The sequence below is a fragment of the Kineosporia sp. NBRC 101677 genome (genome assembly GCF_030269265.1).
GTDB classification, from domain to species: Bacteria; Actinomycetota; Actinomycetes; order Actinomycetales; family Kineosporiaceae; genus Kineosporia; species Kineosporia rhizophila.
Genome location: NZ_BSTA01000015.1, coordinates 139,836 through 154,903 on the forward strand (window position 1 = coordinate 139,836; position 15,068 = coordinate 154,903).

At 69.7% G+C, this 15,068-nt stretch carries 16 protein-coding genes; 6 read left to right on the forward strand and 10 right to left on the reverse strand.

Translation table 11 applies throughout. The features are described 5' to 3' along the window. Window positions 1-18: 18 nt before the first annotated feature. On the reverse strand, window positions 19-1,572 hold the full coding sequence (locus QSK18_RS32310) for a sensor domain-containing diguanylate cyclase (protein WP_285627064.1): 1,554 nt from the start codon (window positions 1,570-1,572) through the stop codon (window positions 19-21). Between the two features lie 104 nt (window positions 1,573-1,676). Next, window positions 1,677-2,108, reverse strand: a complete 432-nt coding sequence (locus tag QSK18_RS32315) for a hypothetical protein (protein WP_285627067.1) — start codon at window positions 2,106-2,108, stop codon at window positions 1,677-1,679. A gap of 165 nt (window positions 2,109-2,273) precedes the next feature. Here QSK18_RS32315 and QSK18_RS32320 point away from each other — a divergent pair, with 165 nt between their 5' ends. Beyond that, window positions 2,274-2,975 (forward strand): helix-turn-helix transcriptional regulator, encoded by a 702-nt coding sequence (locus QSK18_RS32320; protein WP_285627070.1) that lies wholly within the window; start codon window positions 2,274-2,276, stop codon window positions 2,973-2,975. Here the strand turns inward: QSK18_RS32320 and QSK18_RS32325 are convergent, their stop codons facing one another. The 3 genes from QSK18_RS32325 to QSK18_RS32335 all read right to left on the reverse strand — a co-directional run bounded on the left by QSK18_RS32325 (window position 2,976) and on the right by QSK18_RS32335 (window position 5,649). After that, window positions 2,976-4,178: a globin domain-containing protein gene (locus tag QSK18_RS32325; protein ID WP_285627073.1), complete on the reverse strand. Its 1,203-nt coding sequence runs from the start codon at window positions 4,176-4,178 to the stop codon at window positions 2,976-2,978. Window positions 4,179-4,281: 103 nt separating this feature from the next. After that, complete coding sequence (locus tag QSK18_RS32330) at window positions 4,282-4,518, reverse strand: hypothetical protein (protein ID WP_285627076.1); 237 nt, start codon at window positions 4,516-4,518, stop codon at window positions 4,282-4,284. Window positions 4,519-4,656: 138 nt separating this feature from the next. Further along, entirely contained in the window at window positions 4,657-5,649 is a 993-nt protein-coding gene (locus tag QSK18_RS32335) for an ArsR/SmtB family transcription factor (protein ID WP_285627079.1), read from the reverse strand. 46 nt (window positions 5,650-5,695) lie between these two features. On the opposite strand from QSK18_RS32335, the gene QSK18_RS32340 reads away from it, so the two are divergent. Then, window positions 5,696-6,895 carry an MFS transporter gene (locus tag QSK18_RS32340; RefSeq protein ID WP_285627082.1) on the forward strand — a complete coding sequence of 400 codons (1,200 nt, stop codon included), beginning with the start codon at window positions 5,696-5,698 and terminating at the stop codon, window positions 6,893-6,895. Between the two features lie 10 nt (window positions 6,896-6,905). On the opposite strand, the gene QSK18_RS32345 is transcribed toward QSK18_RS32340, so the two are convergent. Genes QSK18_RS32345 through QSK18_RS32365 form a run of 5 tightly spaced genes read right to left on the reverse strand, consistent with a single transcriptional unit; the run spans window position 6,906 to window position 11,000 of the window. Continuing rightward, window positions 6,906-7,511, reverse strand: coding sequence for a hypothetical protein (locus QSK18_RS32345; RefSeq protein WP_285627085.1), 606 nt, complete (start codon window positions 7,509-7,511; stop codon window positions 6,906-6,908). After that, a complete protein-coding gene (locus QSK18_RS32350; protein WP_285627088.1) occupies window positions 7,508-8,845 on the reverse strand; it encodes a hypothetical protein in 1,338 nt (445 codons plus the stop codon). The genes QSK18_RS32345 and QSK18_RS32350 overlap by 4 nt, the downstream gene beginning before the upstream one ends. Next, window positions 8,842-9,639 carry an ABC transporter ATP-binding protein gene (locus QSK18_RS32355; RefSeq protein WP_285627090.1) on the reverse strand — a complete coding sequence of 266 codons (798 nt, stop codon included), beginning with the start codon at window positions 9,637-9,639 and terminating at the stop codon, window positions 8,842-8,844. Before QSK18_RS32355 ends, QSK18_RS32350 begins: the two co-directional genes overlap by 4 nt. 36 nt (window positions 9,640-9,675) lie before the next feature. Next, complete coding sequence (locus QSK18_RS32360; RefSeq protein ID WP_285627093.1) at window positions 9,676-10,461, reverse strand: cupin domain-containing protein; 786 nt, start codon at window positions 10,459-10,461, stop codon at window positions 9,676-9,678. After that, entirely contained in the window at window positions 10,458-11,000 is a 543-nt protein-coding gene (locus QSK18_RS32365) for an RNA polymerase sigma factor (protein ID WP_232813373.1), read from the reverse strand. Before QSK18_RS32365 ends, QSK18_RS32360 begins: the two co-directional genes overlap by 4 nt. A 132-nt stretch (window positions 11,001-11,132) precedes the next feature. On the opposite strand from QSK18_RS32365, the gene QSK18_RS32370 reads away from it, so the two are divergent. The 4 genes from QSK18_RS32370 (at window position 11,133) to QSK18_RS32385 (ending at window position 14,736) form a co-directional block, all read left to right on the forward strand. Further along, the gene (locus QSK18_RS32370; protein ID WP_352396701.1) at window positions 11,133-12,650 is read left to right on the forward strand and encodes an alpha/beta hydrolase; all 1,518 of its coding nucleotides are present in this window, start codon (window positions 11,133-11,135) and stop codon (window positions 12,648-12,650) included. A 64-nt stretch (window positions 12,651-12,714) separates the two neighbouring features. Beyond that, the gene (locus tag QSK18_RS32375) at window positions 12,715-13,185 is read left to right on the forward strand and encodes an HD domain-containing protein (RefSeq protein WP_285627100.1); all 471 of its coding nucleotides are present in this window, start codon (window positions 12,715-12,717) and stop codon (window positions 13,183-13,185) included. After that, window positions 13,185-13,985 carry an ATP-binding protein gene (locus QSK18_RS32380; RefSeq protein WP_285627103.1) on the forward strand — a complete coding sequence of 267 codons (801 nt, stop codon included), beginning with the start codon at window positions 13,185-13,187 and terminating at the stop codon, window positions 13,983-13,985. The genes QSK18_RS32375 and QSK18_RS32380 overlap by 1 nt, the downstream gene beginning before the upstream one ends. Window positions 13,986-14,100: 115 nt before the next feature. After that, on the forward strand, window positions 14,101-14,736 hold the full coding sequence (locus QSK18_RS32385) for an RNA ligase family protein (protein WP_285627106.1): 636 nt from the start codon (window positions 14,101-14,103) through the stop codon (window positions 14,734-14,736). Window positions 14,737-15,068 lie beyond the last annotated feature (332 nt).

Consider the following 15,068-nt stretch of genomic DNA (forward strand, 5'->3'; position numbering starts at 1 on the left):
CGCAGATCGGGCAGACCTTCAGGTCGGCTCGGGAGTAGGCAGACGGGCGGCCGAGACGCACCGGTCGCGCCCGGTGCGCTTGGCCTTGTACAGGGCGCTGTCGGCCCGCTTCATGAGGGAGTCCAGGCTGGTCTCGCGGTCCCACTGGCAGTAGCCGATGGAGATGGTCTGGTCGTGGGGCATGGCCCGGCGCACCCGGTCCAGGACCATCTGGGCGGCAGCGTCCTGGCAGCCGGGCAGGGCGATCGCGAACTCCTCCCCACCCCAGCGGGCAACGACGTCCTCAGTGCGCAGTTGGGTCCGGATCGCCTGGGCCACCTCGCGCAGCAGGACATCGCCCTCGAGGTGACCGTGGGCGTCGTTGTAGGCCTTGAAGTGGTCGACGTCGGCGACGGCCACGACGAAGGGGGTGTGGGTGCGGCGGGCGCTCGCGGCCAGGGCGGTCAGGCGTTCCTCCCACGCACGCCGGTTGGGCAGGGCGGTGAGCTGGTCGGTGCCGGCCAGGTCCTCGTAGCGGCGTAGCAGGGCATCGTGCTGCAGGGCGAAGGCGGACTCGTCGGCCAGCAGGGCGACCGCCGCCAGCTGGCGCTCGTTCAGGTCGGTGCGCACCCGGTCCCAGCTGACCGCCAGCAGCCCGACGACTTGCTCACCGGCCCTGATCGGCTGGAACAGCAGCGAGTGGGCCCCGATCCGGTGCACCAGGTCCTGGTTGATCAGGGGGTGGTCAGCGGCGCGTTCGATGAACCGGGGCCGGCCCTCGCGCCACACGTCAGCCGCGATCTTCATCTCACCGAACGCATGCGTGGTCCCGACCAGGTCGTCGTCGCTGGAACCGGTGATCACCAGCTCGTCGGGCCGGCCCAGTTCGAGCATGCTGGCCATCTGGGCGCCGCCGATGTCGACCAGCGCCCTCACGATGGCCGAGCGGGCGTCCGAGCCGGCCAGGATCTGGCGGGTCACCCCACTGATCGCAGCGAGATTGGCCTGACTGTCGGCCAGCGCGGCCTCGGCCCGGCGGCGTTCGGTGATCTCTACGGCCTGCTCGATCGTGACGCGCCGCAGTTCCAGCTGGGTGGAGACCTGGCCGGCCAGGGTGCGCATCTGGTCGCGCTGCAGGGGAGTCAGGGAGCGCGGGGCGGTGTCCAGCAGACAGAGGGTGCCCAGGATCCGGCCCTGGCTGGTGGAGATCGGGAAGCCCGCGTAGAAGGCGATGTGTGGGGGACCGGTGACCAGGGGGTTGTCCCGGAACCGCGGGTCGAGGCGGGCGTCGGGTACCTCGAGCTCGGCCCGGTCACGCACCACGTGGTCGCAGAAGGCGATGTCCCGGTCGGTCGAGCACAGGTCGGTGCCGACCTTGGCCTTGAACCACTGCCGCTGTTCGTCGATCAGCGACACCAGCGAGATCGGGCACCCGGTGACCTGGGAGGCCAGTGTCACCAGCGCGTCGAAACCGGGCTCGGACGGGGTGTCCAGAATGTTCAGCGAATGCAGTTCGGCCAGGCGCTCGGCCTCGGCAGACGTCGCCGCGGCGGTGCGGGACGCCTGGGCTGGACTGCTGTCGCCGGTCGTCATGTTGCCCAGGAGTATCGGCAGCCTGGGGAGGCGGGCTGATGACGTTCACACGGAAGCACCAGTTCCCGGGGGGTGCCTGCTGCAGCAGGCACCCCCCGGCTCGGTCAGTTCTGGTCGAAGGCGAAGCCGAGGGTGTACTGGCCGCTGCCTCGCACCGCCCGCACCGAGACGTGGTAGATCGTGTTGGGGAAGGCGGTGTCGGTGAAGGTCAGCGTCTCGTCCGGGCCGGGACTGGTTGCCGAGGCCACGGTGACCCAGGGACCGCTGGGGTCGGGTTGTTGTTCGAGCACCAGATCCAGGTTGGTGCCGTCCGGCCCGTCCAGGCAGAACGTGTAGGTGCCGGGGGTGGGGGACCACAGGTACGACCAGGGTGAGGCGTTCCCGCCGGGATAGACGGTGCCGGTGGTCGAGTTGGAGTAGCCGCCGCACCCACTCGCGGCCGAGGCCGGCGAGGCGCCTGCGGTGCCCAGGGCCAGCGATGCCAGGACAGTGGCGGAGGCGAGGGCGGTGACCTTCTGCTTCGACAGCAAGAGCATGCCTTTCGTCGACGGCGACTTGCTTGAAGCGTAAACATAAATCAGTAAATGGCAACATTCGGTCGAAATGGTCCATTGAGGTGCGCAGAAGCCGGTCGGCGCACCTTGGCGAAGGCCGATGAGGCAACCGGTTCATCACAATAAATTCTTGTATAAACTCGCTTCATGACGGCATCCGGGCGCTCCGTAGCAGGGTCGAAGAAGCAGCGCACCGACGAGAGCCGCACCCGTCGCAACGAGGTCCTGACCTCGCTGCGTGCCCGTCAGGAACCGGCGAGCATCACCACCCTGGCCGCCGAGTTGGGGGTCCACCCGAACACCGTGCGGTTCCACCTCGATGCGCTGACCGCGACCGGGCAGGTCGAGCAGGTCACCGTGCCCCGCTCGGGTCCGGGGCGGCCGGCGCTGATGTTCCAGGCGCACCGGGGGATGGATCCGGCCGGGCCGCGCAATTACCAGCTGCTGGCCGAGGTGCTGGTGGCCGACATCGGTGCCGATCCGGAGCCGAGCCGCCGGGCCGCTCAGGCGGGGGCCGCCTGGGGCTCCAAGTTAGGACGCTCGCGAGCGGTGAAGGCGGAAGAGGCCGGCGACGTGGGTGGCGGGGTCGGGCAGTTGGTCGATCTGCTCGGCGAACTGGGATTTGCGCCCGAGCTCAGTGCCGCGGGAGACCAGGTCGGGCTGCACCACTGCCCCTTCCTGGAGCTGGCCACCGACCGTTCCGGCGTGGTGTGCCCGCTGCATCTGGGCATCGTGCGCGGGGCGATGGCCGAACTCGACCCCTCGGTGAGTGTGGACGGTCTGGATCCCTTCGTCGAGCCGGACCTCTGCCGGGTCCGGCTCTCCCGCGCCGGTGGAACATTGAGCTGATCAGTCGGCTTCCTGCCAGTGGTCGGAACCGAAGACCTCGTAGCGGATCCGGTCGTCGGTGACCCCACGTTCCAGCAGGCCGGCTCGCACCCCGCGCATGAACGGGATCGGGCCGCACAGATAGGCCTCCGCGTTGTCCGGCAGCGGGATCTCACTGATCAGCACCCGGCCCGTACGTACGTCCGCACTCGGCACTCCCTCCGCTGCGCCGGTCTCGTACCAGACCTGCTGCTGGAATCCCTGGATCCGGGAACCGTGCTGCAGCATCTCCACTCGCAGCGGATGACGTTCGGCGCTGCGCTCGGCGTGCACGGCCACCACCTGACGCTCTGGCTGAGATTCGGCCAGGTGTCCGAGGATCGAGGCCATCGGCGTGATCCCCACCCCGGCGCTGATCAGGAGGAGCGGGTCGTGGCCGGGTTGCGGGGTGAGATTACCGAACGGCGGGCTGACCGGCAGCTTGCTGCCCACGTGCAGGTGCTCGATCAGGTGCCCGGAGACGAGACCGTCCGGCTTGCCGTCTGTTCCGCGTACCCGTCGCACCGTGATGCGCAACGATTCGGCGCCCGGGGCCTGCGAGAGGGAGTACTGCCGTAGCTGCCGGCCGCCGTCGGGCAGATCCACGGCCACGGTCACGTACTGGCCCGGCCGGAAGTGCGGTGCAGCGGTTCCGTCCACCGGCGTCAGCACGAAAGACACCGTCTCGAAGGCCTCTTCGATGCGCTCGCTGACCTCGTGGTCGCGGAAGCTGCTGGTCGGTTCGACCCCCTGCGTGGCGTACAGGCGGGCCTCCATACCGATGAACTTGCAGGCCATCAGCCAGTAGACTTCGTCCCAGGCCGCGGCCACCTCCGGGGTGACCGCATCGCCGAGCACCTTGCCCACCGCGCGCATCAGGTAGCGGCCGACCACGGTGTACTGCTCCGGCTGGATGCCTAGCGAGGCGTGCCGGTTGGCCACGCGTTCGAACATGGTGTTCATCGGCGGCCCGGCCCCGATCAGGCTGAGCGCGAACCCGGCCACGGCTCCGGCCAGGGCCCGCTTCTGCTCGCCGCTGGCCTGGGCGCTGCGGCTGAAAACGTTCCACAGCTGCGGGTTCTCGCTGAGCAGAGAGTCGTAGAACTCGGACGAGATCTCGTCCAGGTGCCCAGCCACGACCGGGGCGGTGGCGCGGATGACGGGTTCGTGGGCCGAAGACAGCATGGCGTTCTCCTCGAAGGCCAGGGGTGCGGGCTGATCGCCCGCTGGTCTATTTATACAAACGATCGTTGTATTTATTCAAGCGGGGGAAGTGGTGAAGGAGGTCTCAGTGCGCTACCGGAAGACGGTGCGAGCGGCGCCGACGGTGGTCGGCGGTCACCGGTGGGGCCGGTTCGTTCCAGAGCAAGGATCTGGGAATGCGCCAGTTGCCGTGCAGGGCGAGGACGCGGAGCAGGAAAGCTGCGGCCATGCTGACCGCCTGGAAGGCCCCGCAGAACGCGAAGGCCATGACTCCGAACAGTTCCGCGCAATATCGGAGGTTTTGCAGAGTTTCGGCGTGCATCGATGCATTCTCTTCCCCGTGAGCCACGTTCCGACGCAGCGTCGAAACACGTGCTGCGGCCACGATGGCAGGTCTGCAACCAGCTTTCAGGCCGTTTTGCTGCACCAAGGGGACAGGCCGGTGTCCGCGTCGAGGTGGTCAGCCGGACCCGGTACCTGCAGCGAGTCGGTCGCCGAGGTCGGTGCGGCGGTACAGGACCGAGCGGCCCACCCGCTCGCGAGTGAGCAGACCGGCGTCCAAAAGCACTTTGAGGTGGTCCCCGGTGGCCCCCAGAGACAATCTGAGGACGTCGGCCAGTTGGGTTGTGGAGCCCGGGTCACCGAGGAGTTGCAGCAGCCGGGCGCGGGTGGGCCCGATCAGCGGGGCCAGGGCCGCTGCGGGTGCGGCTGCGATCTCGGTCTCGGCCAGAGTCGCCGTTCCGCGGGAGGGGTAGCGGATCCAGGGCTGGTGCGGCCCGTCGACGCTGATGGCCAGACGTTCGGCCAGGAACACCGAAGGCACGAAAAGGAGCCCCCGACCGGCCAGGTCGATCGATTGTTGCGCTCGGTTGCGCACCCGGATCCGGCCGCCCTCCCACCTGAGTTCCGGATGAACGTCTTCCAGGCCGGCGCTCCAGCCGTGGGCCACCAGCCGACCGGCGCGGTGCTGGACGTCGCGCTGCAGCACGGCCAGAACCCGCGGCCAGTCGGGGCGCAGGAGTACGTCCCAGGCCAGTTCGATCGCATCGGCCAGTCGGTCCAGGACGTCGGGGGAATGCAGCACGGCCCCTACCTGCTCGGCCACCGGCTCCCTGGCCGTCATGTACGCAATCTCGCGTCGGGCGTCCGTGAGAGAACTGGCCCGCACGGCCGCCAGATCGTCCTGGATGCTCTGCCCCATCCCGGACGGGGGTGGCGTGGTGAAGTCGACGCCTTCGCGTTCGCGCTGGAGGGCGGCCAGGGCCCGGACCCCCGGATCGTCGCGGATTGTCTCCCAACGGTGCGTGAACCGGCCCAGCAGGGGTGAGGCGGTGGTGCGCCGGCGAGCGAGCTGGGCGATCAGATGGACGGTTTCGTCGCTGGGGGAGACTGCGAAGCGGGAGGCGACGATGTCCTCGGCCCCGACGGTGATCCACAGCGATGTTTCGGTCACCGGCGAAACATTAGCTCTGTCGACGGACGGCTGTCAGGTTGGCGTCATGAGCATCCCCGTCGCCGAGCGCACCACCTACCGAGAGGTGTTCTCAGCTCCGGGCTTTGCGGCGCTCTTCGCCACCAGCACCCTGACCGTGCTGGGCATCTCGCTGCAGATCCTGGCCTTCTCGGTCGTGGTCTTCGAGGCCACCGGCTCCTCGACGTGGTCGTCGGCAGCCTTCGCGGCGGGCTTCCTGCCGGGTGTCGTGGGGGGTCTGCTGCTGCCCTCGCTGGCTGACCGGTGGTCGGCCCGGCCGCTGATCGTGGCCGGCAGCGGGGTCCGGCTGCTGCTGGGGCTGTTGCTGGCGGTTCTGGCGGCGCGCTCGTCGGTGGCGGCCGGAATCGTGGTGGTGGCGCTGGGAGCCCTTCTGCATCCGCTGGTCTCGGCTGCTCAATCGGCCCTGTTGCTGCGTCTTCTCGAGGGTGATCAGTACGTGCTGGGCCGATCGTCGTTCACTGTCACGTCGATGGTGGCGCAACTGGCCGGACTGGCTTTGGGTGGGCTGGTGCTGCAGGCCCTGGGAACTTTCGCGGTGCTGGTGCTGGCCGCGGGAATGCACGGCGTGGCCGTCCTGGTCGGCGTGCTGGGACTGCCGTCGATCCGGTCGAGCGGCCTTCGAGAGGCCTGGTCGCCGGGCGAGACCCTGCGCGGTTACCGAGAACTGTTCGGCGACCGCCTGATTCGTTCGCTGTTGCTGCTGTGGTGGACTCCGTTCGCGCTGCTGGCGGGGGTCGAATCGCTCGCTGTTTCCTACGCCGGCCATGCTGGTGCAGGCGGACTGGCCACTGCCGTGTTGATGGGGGCAACGCCGTTCGGGGCGATGGTGGGGACGTTCGTGGTGGGCCGGGTGTGTCGGCCCACCACCCGCGAGCGGCTGGTACCGGTCTTGGTGGTCGTGCTCGGCGCATCACTGCTGCCGTTGGCCGCCGCTCCTGGGCCGTGGGCGGCGGCCCTGCTGATGGCGGTGGCCGGGGCCGGCCTGGCCTTCGAGGTGGGTGGGCAGGCAGCGTTCCGGGACGCCCTGCCGCCCGGTCGTCAGGCCCTGGGGTTCGGGTTGCTGGGGCTGGGCATGATGACCGGGCAGGGGCTGGGGCCGCTGCTGGCCGGGCCCTTGGCCGACCTGAGCAGCCCGGGCCTGGCCTCGGCGGTGATGGGTCTGCTGGTCCTGCTCGCGGCGCCGGTCCTGTTGGCGCCTCGACGGTGACGGGTCTACTTCACTGTGCGGCTGCTTCGGCGGGTGCACCTCGGGCCGGGCCCATCACTGTGTAGGCGATCAGGCCGGCCAGGGCCAGGACGGTCGCGGTGACGGCCGCGGCCGTGCTGGTGGGTTCCTGAGCCTGCCAGGTCAGGACGCGGCTCAGGAGGGTGTCGGAGCGGGGGAAGATGACCGCGGCCATGGTCCAGCCCAGCGGCACGAACCAGGCTCGGGCCGTGCCGATGACGGCGGCGCTCAGGGCACTCAGGCCCAGAAGCCCGGCGGTGTCCCGCAGCACCAGCGACATCGGGCCGAAGCGGGTGCCGGTCAGCTGGGTGATGAGCATCAGGCCACCGACCAGGACCACGACGATGAGCAGGTGCACGGCCCGGCGGACCGGCCAGGGCACTGCGCCGGTCTCGTCCAGTTCGTCGTCCGGGCCGCTCAGCGTCATGGTCAGGGCGGACACCAGCAGCAGGATGCTCAGGACGACCATCTGCAGGCCCGCCTGAGGGCTGTCGGAACTCCTCTCCCACAGCACCCACAGCACCACGAGAACGAAGACGGAGGTGCCCATGGCCATAGGAGCGCGGCGCGCTCGCAGGAAGAGGATCAGTCCCCTCATCGCAGCAGTCCTTCCGCGGGCTTGCACTGGACCGCGGCCTGCCGCAGGGCGGCCACGCGGGACAGTGCTTCCTCCTCGGGCAGGGCGCTCAGGTGTTGCCAGACCTTGGTGGCCTCGACGCTGACGTCCTCGAAGGCGTAGCCGAGGTCGGGCCGGCCCAGCCCTTCCGGTTCCGGCGCAACCGGTTCGGTGCCCATCAGCCAGTGGGCGGCGGCCAGCTGATCGGCCGAGGAGGGGTAGGTCTCGCAGGTGCGGGGGCCGCTGAAAGCTCCCGTCAGGACGTCGGTGAGCACGTTCGCCCGGTTCGCCAGGTGGCCTTCTCGATTGGTGGCGACGTGCAGCAGGACGGTGTCGGTGCGGAACTCGGGGTAGGTGTCCGGGTAGGCGTAGGTGTCCTCGTGCACCTGGGCCGGGGCGCCGGGCAGCTTCTTCAGGACGGCCAGGGCCTCACGGGCGGGGGCGGTGACCTCGGGCAGCAGACTCTCGTGGGCGCGGCTGAGGCATACCTGCGGTTCTCCTTCGGCGCAGACCAGTTCGCGGGCCACCGGGTCCACGGCGTCGTACACGAGACGGTTCTCGTGCGGGATGACGACGACGGAGAGCGCGAGACCGGCGGCGACCGGGAGCACCGCCGCGACCCGGGAGCGCGAGGTGCGGGAGACGAGCAGCAGGACCGAGGTGGCTGCCAGTCCCACCAGCCAGCTGCTCTGGGCGGCGCTGACCCGGCCCGGAACGGTGGCGTAGTCGCCGGGCATGTTCATCTCGGCCATCGGTGAGATGATCAGACCCAGCCAGCGGAATGATTCCGTGGCCATCGGCAGCGCCAGCAGCAGGCCCAGAGCCGTGACGCCGGCGATCGGGGCGGTGACCGGTGAGGGCAGCAACCGGCCGATCGCCAGACCGAGCCAGGCGGCGGCGACCAGCGCCAGGGCGCCGATCACGGTGATCACGAGAACCGTTGCCGGTAGGTAGCTCGCGGTGTCGAAGATCCAGGCGGCCCCGGCCAGTCCCATCACCAGGTATCCGGCGACCGCGGCGATGGCCAACGCGCCGAGCGTGGGCAGTATCCGCTGGGCCACGGGCCGGGGCGTGGAGGTGAACAGTTCGCTCACGTTCGAGCGGTGCTCCCGGCGGGCCTGCCAGGCCCCGGCGGCCAGCATGAGCGGCCACAACAGCACCAGGTACAGGCGCTGGCTCATGGCCAGGTGCATCCAGCCGGTGGAGAACATGATCCCGTCGGCGAAGTACAGGGCGAGCGAACCGATCACGGCCAGGCCGAGGGCCGAGCCGACGGCGGCGGAGCGGCGCAGTTCGATACGCAGGACGCGGCTCATCGGGCGGCCGCCCGGTGACGTCGCAGCAGGGCGGAATAGCCACGTTCGGCCGGGCTGTCGCCCGGGTCACCCTCGGCGCCCTGGGCGGTCAGTTCGGCCGGGGTGCCCTGGAAGGCCAGGCGGCCCTCGTTGATCATGACGACGTCGGTGCAGGCGGCCACCACGTCCTCGACCAGGTGGGTGGAGACCAGCACACAGTTGTCACTGCCGATGTCACGCAGCAGTTCCCGGAAGTCCAGACGCTGCTCCGGGTCCAGACCCACGGTGGGCTCGTCCAGCAGCAGCACCTGCGGATCGTTGACGATGGCCTGGGCAATGCCGGCACGGCGTAACATGCCGCCGGACAGCGTTTTCATCCGGGCATCGGCCTTGGCGGCCAGGCCGACCCGCTCGATCGCCCGCTGGGTGGCTCCCGGCACGGCCTGCTTGGGCATCTCTTTCAGCCAGGCCATGTACTCGACGAACTCGCGCACGGTGAAGCGCGGGTAGAAGCCGAACTGCTGCGGCAGGTAGCCCAGCCCGCGGCGTACGCCGCGCAGGTCGGCACTGGCGTTCACCGGCTGGCCCAGCAGTTCGAGCCGCCCGCCGGCCGGTTTGAGCACCGTGGCCAGGGCCCGGATGAGGGTGGTCTTGCCGGCGCCGTTGGGCCCGAGCAGACCGTGCACGCCGACGCCCAGAGCCAGGTCGAGTTCGTTCACGGCCAGGTGCCGGCCGGTTCGCACCTGCAGCTTTTCGGCGTGGATGGCCCAGGGGTGGAGCGTGGGGGCCGTTTCGGCCGCGCTCACCGTACGCATCTGTTTTCTCCTTGTAAGCGGCGGATGTCCGGCTGGTCAGCGGGTGCTGGAGAGCCGGTGGAAGTAGTCGGTCCGGGTGGCGAGCAGCCCGGCCAGGCCGGTCAGGGCGAGGGTGCTCAGGGCCCACCCGGGTGCAGCGCCCGGCTGCAGCACGCCGGGCAGGTCGGTGTTCATGACAGTCGGGGTGATGACGGCCAGCGTCCAGAGGGCGCCCAGCCCCGCGGCGGCCCGCCGCACTCCGACGAAGGCGCCGAGGACGAGGGAGGCGGCGGTGAAGGCCAGGCACGGCAGCAGGGCCAGAGCGAGGGGAGCACCGGTCAGGGCCAATGCCGGCACGATCACGGCAAGCGCTGTGGCCGTACGGCGCAGCAGCATGGTCAGGCCGGCGGTCGGGGTGGCGGCGATCAGTTCCCAGGCGGGGTCGAAGCGCTGGCTCCAGGCTCCGGCCACCGCGGGCAGCGGAGCTATCGGTGCCAGGAGCAACACCGGTTGTGGGAAGTCGGGTATCAGCCGCTGGATCAGGACCGCGCAGCCGAGAAGGACCAGGGCCATGGTCAGCCAGGGCAGCAGGGCCCAGACGAACCAGCGGTTCAGGGCCAGCGACCAGTGGCGCTGCGGGGCGGGCGCCGGGCCTGCGGCGATGGCCGCGTCCAGGTTGACGGCGATCCGCGCCAGCAGGTCGTCGCTGCTGGTGGCCAGTTCGGCCCGGCAGTCGGCGCAGGTCTCCAGGTGCACCTCGACCGCCCAGGAGGTGACCTCGGGCAGTTCGGCTTCCCGGTCGGCGTACCGGGCCAACACTGCGGGACTGGGGTGGGGCGTCATGACAGGGCCTCCCGAAGGGCGTTCCGGGCCCGCCGGGCCCGGGACTTGATGGTGTTCTCGGGCACGCCCAGCAGCACCGACGTCTCCCGTACGGAGAACCCGTCGAGCACCATCGCGCGCAGCACCTCGCGGGCCTCGGCGGGCAGCTCCAGCAGCGCCTGCTCCATCTCGTGACCGACCAGACCCGCCAGGACCTCGTCCTCGGCTGCTGGGGCGACCGTCTCGGCCACCGGTACGGCGGGCATCCGCCCGACCCGGGCCCGGCGGCGCAGCGCATCGATCAGGCGGTGGGCCGCGATGGTCCACAACCAGCCCAGCGCGCTGCCGGAGGTCGCCGAACCGGCGAAGCTGTCCGCGGCCCGCCACACCGCCAGGTAGGTCTCCTGCATGACGTCGGCGACCACGTCGTCGTCGGCGCACCGGCGGCGCAGCCGGGCGAGCAGCCACGGCGAGGTGCGCCGGTACAGCTCGTCGAATGCGCGCCGGTCGCCTGCGGCGATGCGGCGGACGAGGTGTTCCTCGTCGGGGCTCTGACTCACAACCAGCTAGACGATGGCAGGTCTGTGGCCGGGTGCACGGCTTGCTGTGACCTGGATCACTCCCTGGGCGTTGTGAACCGCCCGACCCCTCGGCACGTGTGAACGCTGACGGTTCTGCCGGAGGGACGAAGAATGCTCAAGGTGAGAGCGACAGCCATGGTTGCCGCCGCACTGCTGCTGGGCTCGGCCTGCAGCGATTCGGGCCAGGAGACGGAGCCGGCCAAGCCGCAGCCCCTGCAGTGGGGTGAGTGCCCGGCGGACTCGACCGGTGACGGCCTGCAGTGCGCGACTCTCGAGGCTCCTCTGGACTACCGCGACCCCGACGGCGAGACGATCGAGATCGCGGTGTCCCGGCTGAAGAGCGCCGACCCGGGCAAGCGCCGGGGGATCCTGTTGACCAATGCGGGCGGACCAGGCGGCGCGAGCCTCTCCTACCCGGCGATCCTCAAGCAGTTGGGGATGCCGGAGCGCGTGCTGGAGACCTATGACGTGATCGGTATGGACCCGCGCGGGGTCGGGCACAGCACCCCCGTCACCTGCGGGCTGAAGGCGGAGGAATGGATCTCCAACGTGCCGCCCTACGCGGCGGACGCGGCCGAGGTCACCGAGGCCGCGCAGGCGGCCGAGACGATCGCTGCCAAGTGCGGCGACTCCGGGACAGCCGGCCTGTTGCCGCACATCACCACCGCCAACACGGCCCGCGACCTGGACTTGATCCGGCAGTCGCTGGGAGAGGAGAAGGCCTCCTACTTCGGCATCTCTTACGGCACGTACCTGGGCTCGGTGTACACCAGCCTGTTCCCCGAGACCACCGACCGGGTGATGCTGGACAGCGCCACTGGCCCAGGTGGCTGGGACGCCGAGTTCTCCCGGTTGTACGGGCAGGGTTTCCAGGACCGGTTCCCGGACTTCGCCGGCTACGCAGCGGAGCACCCGAAGTACGGTCTGGGCCGCACCCCCGAGCAGGTGGAGAAGAAGTACTCCGAGCTGGCCGGGGATCTGGACCGCAGGCCCAGCGCCGAGGGGTTCAACGGTGACCTGTTCCGCCAGCTCACCTTCGCCAACCTCTACTACGACTGGAAGTTCGAGGAGCTGGCGAAGATGTGGCAGGCCCTGGACCAGGGCACCCCGGTGCCGCAGCCCTCGACCGGCCCGACCTCCACGCCCGCCCCGGCCGGTGACGTTCCGGCGGACAACTACCTGGCCAGCCAGTTGCACGTGATCTGCAACGACTCGGACTGGCCGGAAGACGTGCAGTCCTACCAACGCAACGTCGAGGCCGACCGGAAGCAATTCCCGATGTTCGGGGCAGCAGGGGCCAACATCACGCCGTGTGCGTTCTGGCCGAGCGATCCGGTCGAGCCGCCGGTGCAGATCAGCGCCGAGGGCCCCTCGAACGTGCTCATCCTGCAGAACCTCCGCGACCCGGCCACCCCACTGGCCGGTGCCCGGCAGTTGCGGGAGGCTTTCGGTGACCGGGCCCGGCTGGTGACCGCCGACCAGGGTGGGCATCTGAACTACCTCTACCTGGGCAACACCTGCGCCGAGGACATCACCACGGCGTTCCTGCTCTCCGGTGAGCGCCCGGCCCGGGACCAGGCCTGTGCAGCCGTGCCCAGACGTGCGGCCGCGCCGGGAAATATGGGTTGATCGCCGGCGCCGGATCCGCAACCGTGAAGCGAGGTCACGGCGGCAGGGTTGGGTGGAAGCGGGCATGGACGCCATCGAGAGTGCGGTGCGGGGGACCGGCGTCGATCTGGCGCTGGAGTCCCGGCCGGAGCTGGCGCAGTTGCGAGGCTGCCCGCAGACGCCGGCCTTCCATGCCGAGGGCGACGTGGCCGAGCACTCGCGATGGGTCTACGACCTGACCGCCGAACACGCTGAACGTATGGGGACGTCGGGCGCGGTGGCCCTGCGTCTCGCGGGCCTGCTGCACGACGTGGGTAAACCGGCCACCACCAGGCCGGAAGGACCGGGTCGGTGGTGGGCTCGCGGGCACGACCTGGAGGGCGCCGAGCTGGTCTCGACGCTGTTCGCCTCGCACCCGGTGCTGCTGGAACTGCCCCTTGGGGTGTACGTGAGCGTGCACGCGCTGGTCCGGGCCCACATGTGGACGTATGCGGGCGAGCGGATCGCTGCGGGAGCGGCGCTGCGACTGACGCACGTCACCGACCCGTGGCCCTGATGGCGTTGTGGGACAGCGACTCCCGGGGCCGGATCTGCGACGACCCGGCTGAGGTGCGCGAGCGCGTCGACTTCGCGGAGCTGATGCTGCACGAACTGGACGCGGCCCGGCCCGGCAGTTTCGGGCTCCTCGATCAGGTGGCTGATCAGGCCACCGTCAGCCCCCGCGCCTGGCGGGAAACGTTCCGCGCTCTGGTCGACGGCTCGCTGACGAATGCGGGTGCGGTGGCAGCTCATCTGGCAGCGGCTGAACGGCACAGCACCGGTGGGTCGATCACCTACACGGTCGGTCTGCCGGGCGTGGGTAAATCCACCTGGGCGCGGGAGGTCTGGGCGCCCGCCACGGGTGGGGTGGTGCTTTCCAGTGAGGGCGGACGCCGCAGGGATCGGCGGGCCGCGCAAGCGGCTGTGCTGCAGCAGATCCCAGAACACCTGGCGGCCGGGCGGGACATCTGTGTGGATGCCACCCACCGGTTGCGTGAGACCCGGGACGTCCTGGTCACCTACGCCGGCCGCTACGGAGCCGACCTGCACGCGGTCTACTTCGATGCGCCACTGGCCCTCTCCCTGCAACGTCAGACCACCCGTCCCGGTGCCGACGCCGTTCCTGCCGCGGCGATCCGCTCCATGGCGGCCAAGCTGCGCTGGCCCACCCCGGACGAGTACCAGAGCCTCACCGTCGTCGAGCCGAACCGCGCGGCGTGGGCGTACAACGCCCGCTCGAGGTGGCTGGACGCAAAGGCGGCCGTTGCCGCTCACCCGGCGGCACCCGTCCATTGTTCTTCGGCGGTTGGAACGTGAGATGACAGTACGAGTCAAATACCCGCGAACCCGGCACCTCCCCAGCAGCCCGGGGGCGAGCGCGGACGACGAGTACCTGTCCGACCTGGGTGCCCTGAGGGCAGGGGAGGTGGTCGTGACCGAGAAGATGGACGGCGAGAACATCACCATCGGCAAGGGTTACGTGCACGCGCGCTCGGTGGACTCGCCGTCCCATCCTTCGCGCACCTGGGTTCGGGCGCTGGCCGGCCGGCTCTGGCCCGAACTGCCGGCCGGAATGAGGGTCTGCGGTGAGAACCTGTACGCCCGGCATTCGATCGTATACGACGAACTTCCCTCGTTCTTCCTGGTCTTCAACATCTGGCAGGACGATGTGTGCCTGGACTGGGACAGCACGCTGGAGTGGGTGCAGCTGCTGGGGCTGACGTGTGTGCCGGTGCTGTACCGCGGTCGCTTTCCGGATGGTGATGAACGAGATCTGCTGCGGTTGTGGCAGAAACAGCATGACACCCGGCGCAGCGAAGGATTCGTCGTGCGCACGGCCGGTTCGTTCGAACGCGCGCAGTTCGGCTCACATGTGGCCAAGTGGGTGCGGGCGGGGCATGTACAGACGGGCCAGCACTGGATGAGTGCTGCAGTGACGCCGAACAGTCTGGCGCGGAAGCTCCACGACACGTGCCCCGCCACTAATGGACAGAGCTACCGGCCGCTGCTTGGACAGCTGAAGCGCCCGCCGGAACCCGGCCCGGCACCTCGGTCGAGCCGGCAGTGACTTCGGCCAGTTGGGTAGCGCACCGGTACCTGAGATCCGTACAGAGAAGCGGCGTCTGGTGCAGCGGGAGCATTGCTCTGGTGCAGATGCACCAGAGCAATGCGGTTGCGGCGAACGATGCCGACCGGGGTGCTCGCGAAGGAGGGTGGAGGGCATCGGAAGCCGGCGTGGGGCCGGCTTCCCCGAGCCCTTCGAAGGGGACGTCTGTGTCTGTGTCTGTCTCGCAACCAAGAGTTGCCCCGCCGCGGATCGGGAGGCTCCCAGTCATCGTGCTGGGTTTCCTGGCGTTGGCTCTGGGGACGCTGCAGTCGGTGGTGGAGCCTGCACTTCCG

What these genes read in the sequence shown, in the direction of transcription:
- QSK18_RS32320 (WP_285627070.1), top strand. Translation starts at nt 2,274, where the DNA reads ATGACGGCATCCGGGCGCTCCGTAGCAGGGTCGAAGAAGCAGCGCACC.
- QSK18_RS32345 (WP_285627085.1), bottom strand. Translation starts at nt 7,511, where the DNA reads ATGAGGGGACTGATCCTCTTCCTGCGAGCGCGCCGCGCTCCTATGGCC.
- QSK18_RS32315 (WP_285627067.1), bottom strand. Translation starts at nt 2,108, where the DNA reads ATGCTCTTGCTGTCGAAGCAGAAGGTCACCGCCCTCGCCTCCGCCACT.
- QSK18_RS32340 (WP_285627082.1), top strand. Translation starts at nt 5,696, where the DNA reads ATGAGCATCCCCGTCGCCGAGCGCACCACCTACCGAGAGGTGTTCTCA.
- QSK18_RS32375 (WP_285627100.1), top strand. Translation starts at nt 12,715, where the DNA reads ATGGACGCCATCGAGAGTGCGGTGCGGGGGACCGGCGTCGATCTGGCG.
- QSK18_RS32330 (WP_285627076.1), bottom strand. Translation starts at nt 4,518, where the DNA reads ATGCACGCCGAAACTCTGCAAAACCTCCGATATTGCGCGGAACTGTTC.
- QSK18_RS32355 (WP_285627090.1), bottom strand. Translation starts at nt 9,639, where the DNA reads ATGCGTACGGTGAGCGCGGCCGAAACGGCCCCCACGCTCCACCCCTGG.
- QSK18_RS32350 (WP_285627088.1), bottom strand. Translation starts at nt 8,845, where the DNA reads ATGAGCCGCGTCCTGCGTATCGAACTGCGCCGCTCCGCCGCCGTCGGC.
- QSK18_RS32360 (WP_285627093.1), bottom strand. Translation starts at nt 10,461, where the DNA reads ATGACGCCCCACCCCAGTCCCGCAGTGTTGGCCCGGTACGCCGACCGG.
- QSK18_RS32380 (WP_285627103.1), top strand. Translation starts at nt 13,185, where the DNA reads ATGGCGTTGTGGGACAGCGACTCCCGGGGCCGGATCTGCGACGACCCG.
- QSK18_RS32310 (WP_285627064.1), bottom strand. Translation starts at nt 1,572, where the DNA reads ATGACGACCGGCGACAGCAGTCCAGCCCAGGCGTCCCGCACCGCCGCG.
- QSK18_RS32325 (WP_285627073.1), bottom strand. Translation starts at nt 4,178, where the DNA reads ATGCTGTCTTCGGCCCACGAACCCGTCATCCGCGCCACCGCCCCGGTC.
- QSK18_RS32370 (WP_352396701.1), top strand. Translation starts at nt 11,133, where the DNA reads ATGCTCAAGGTGAGAGCGACAGCCATGGTTGCCGCCGCACTGCTGCTG.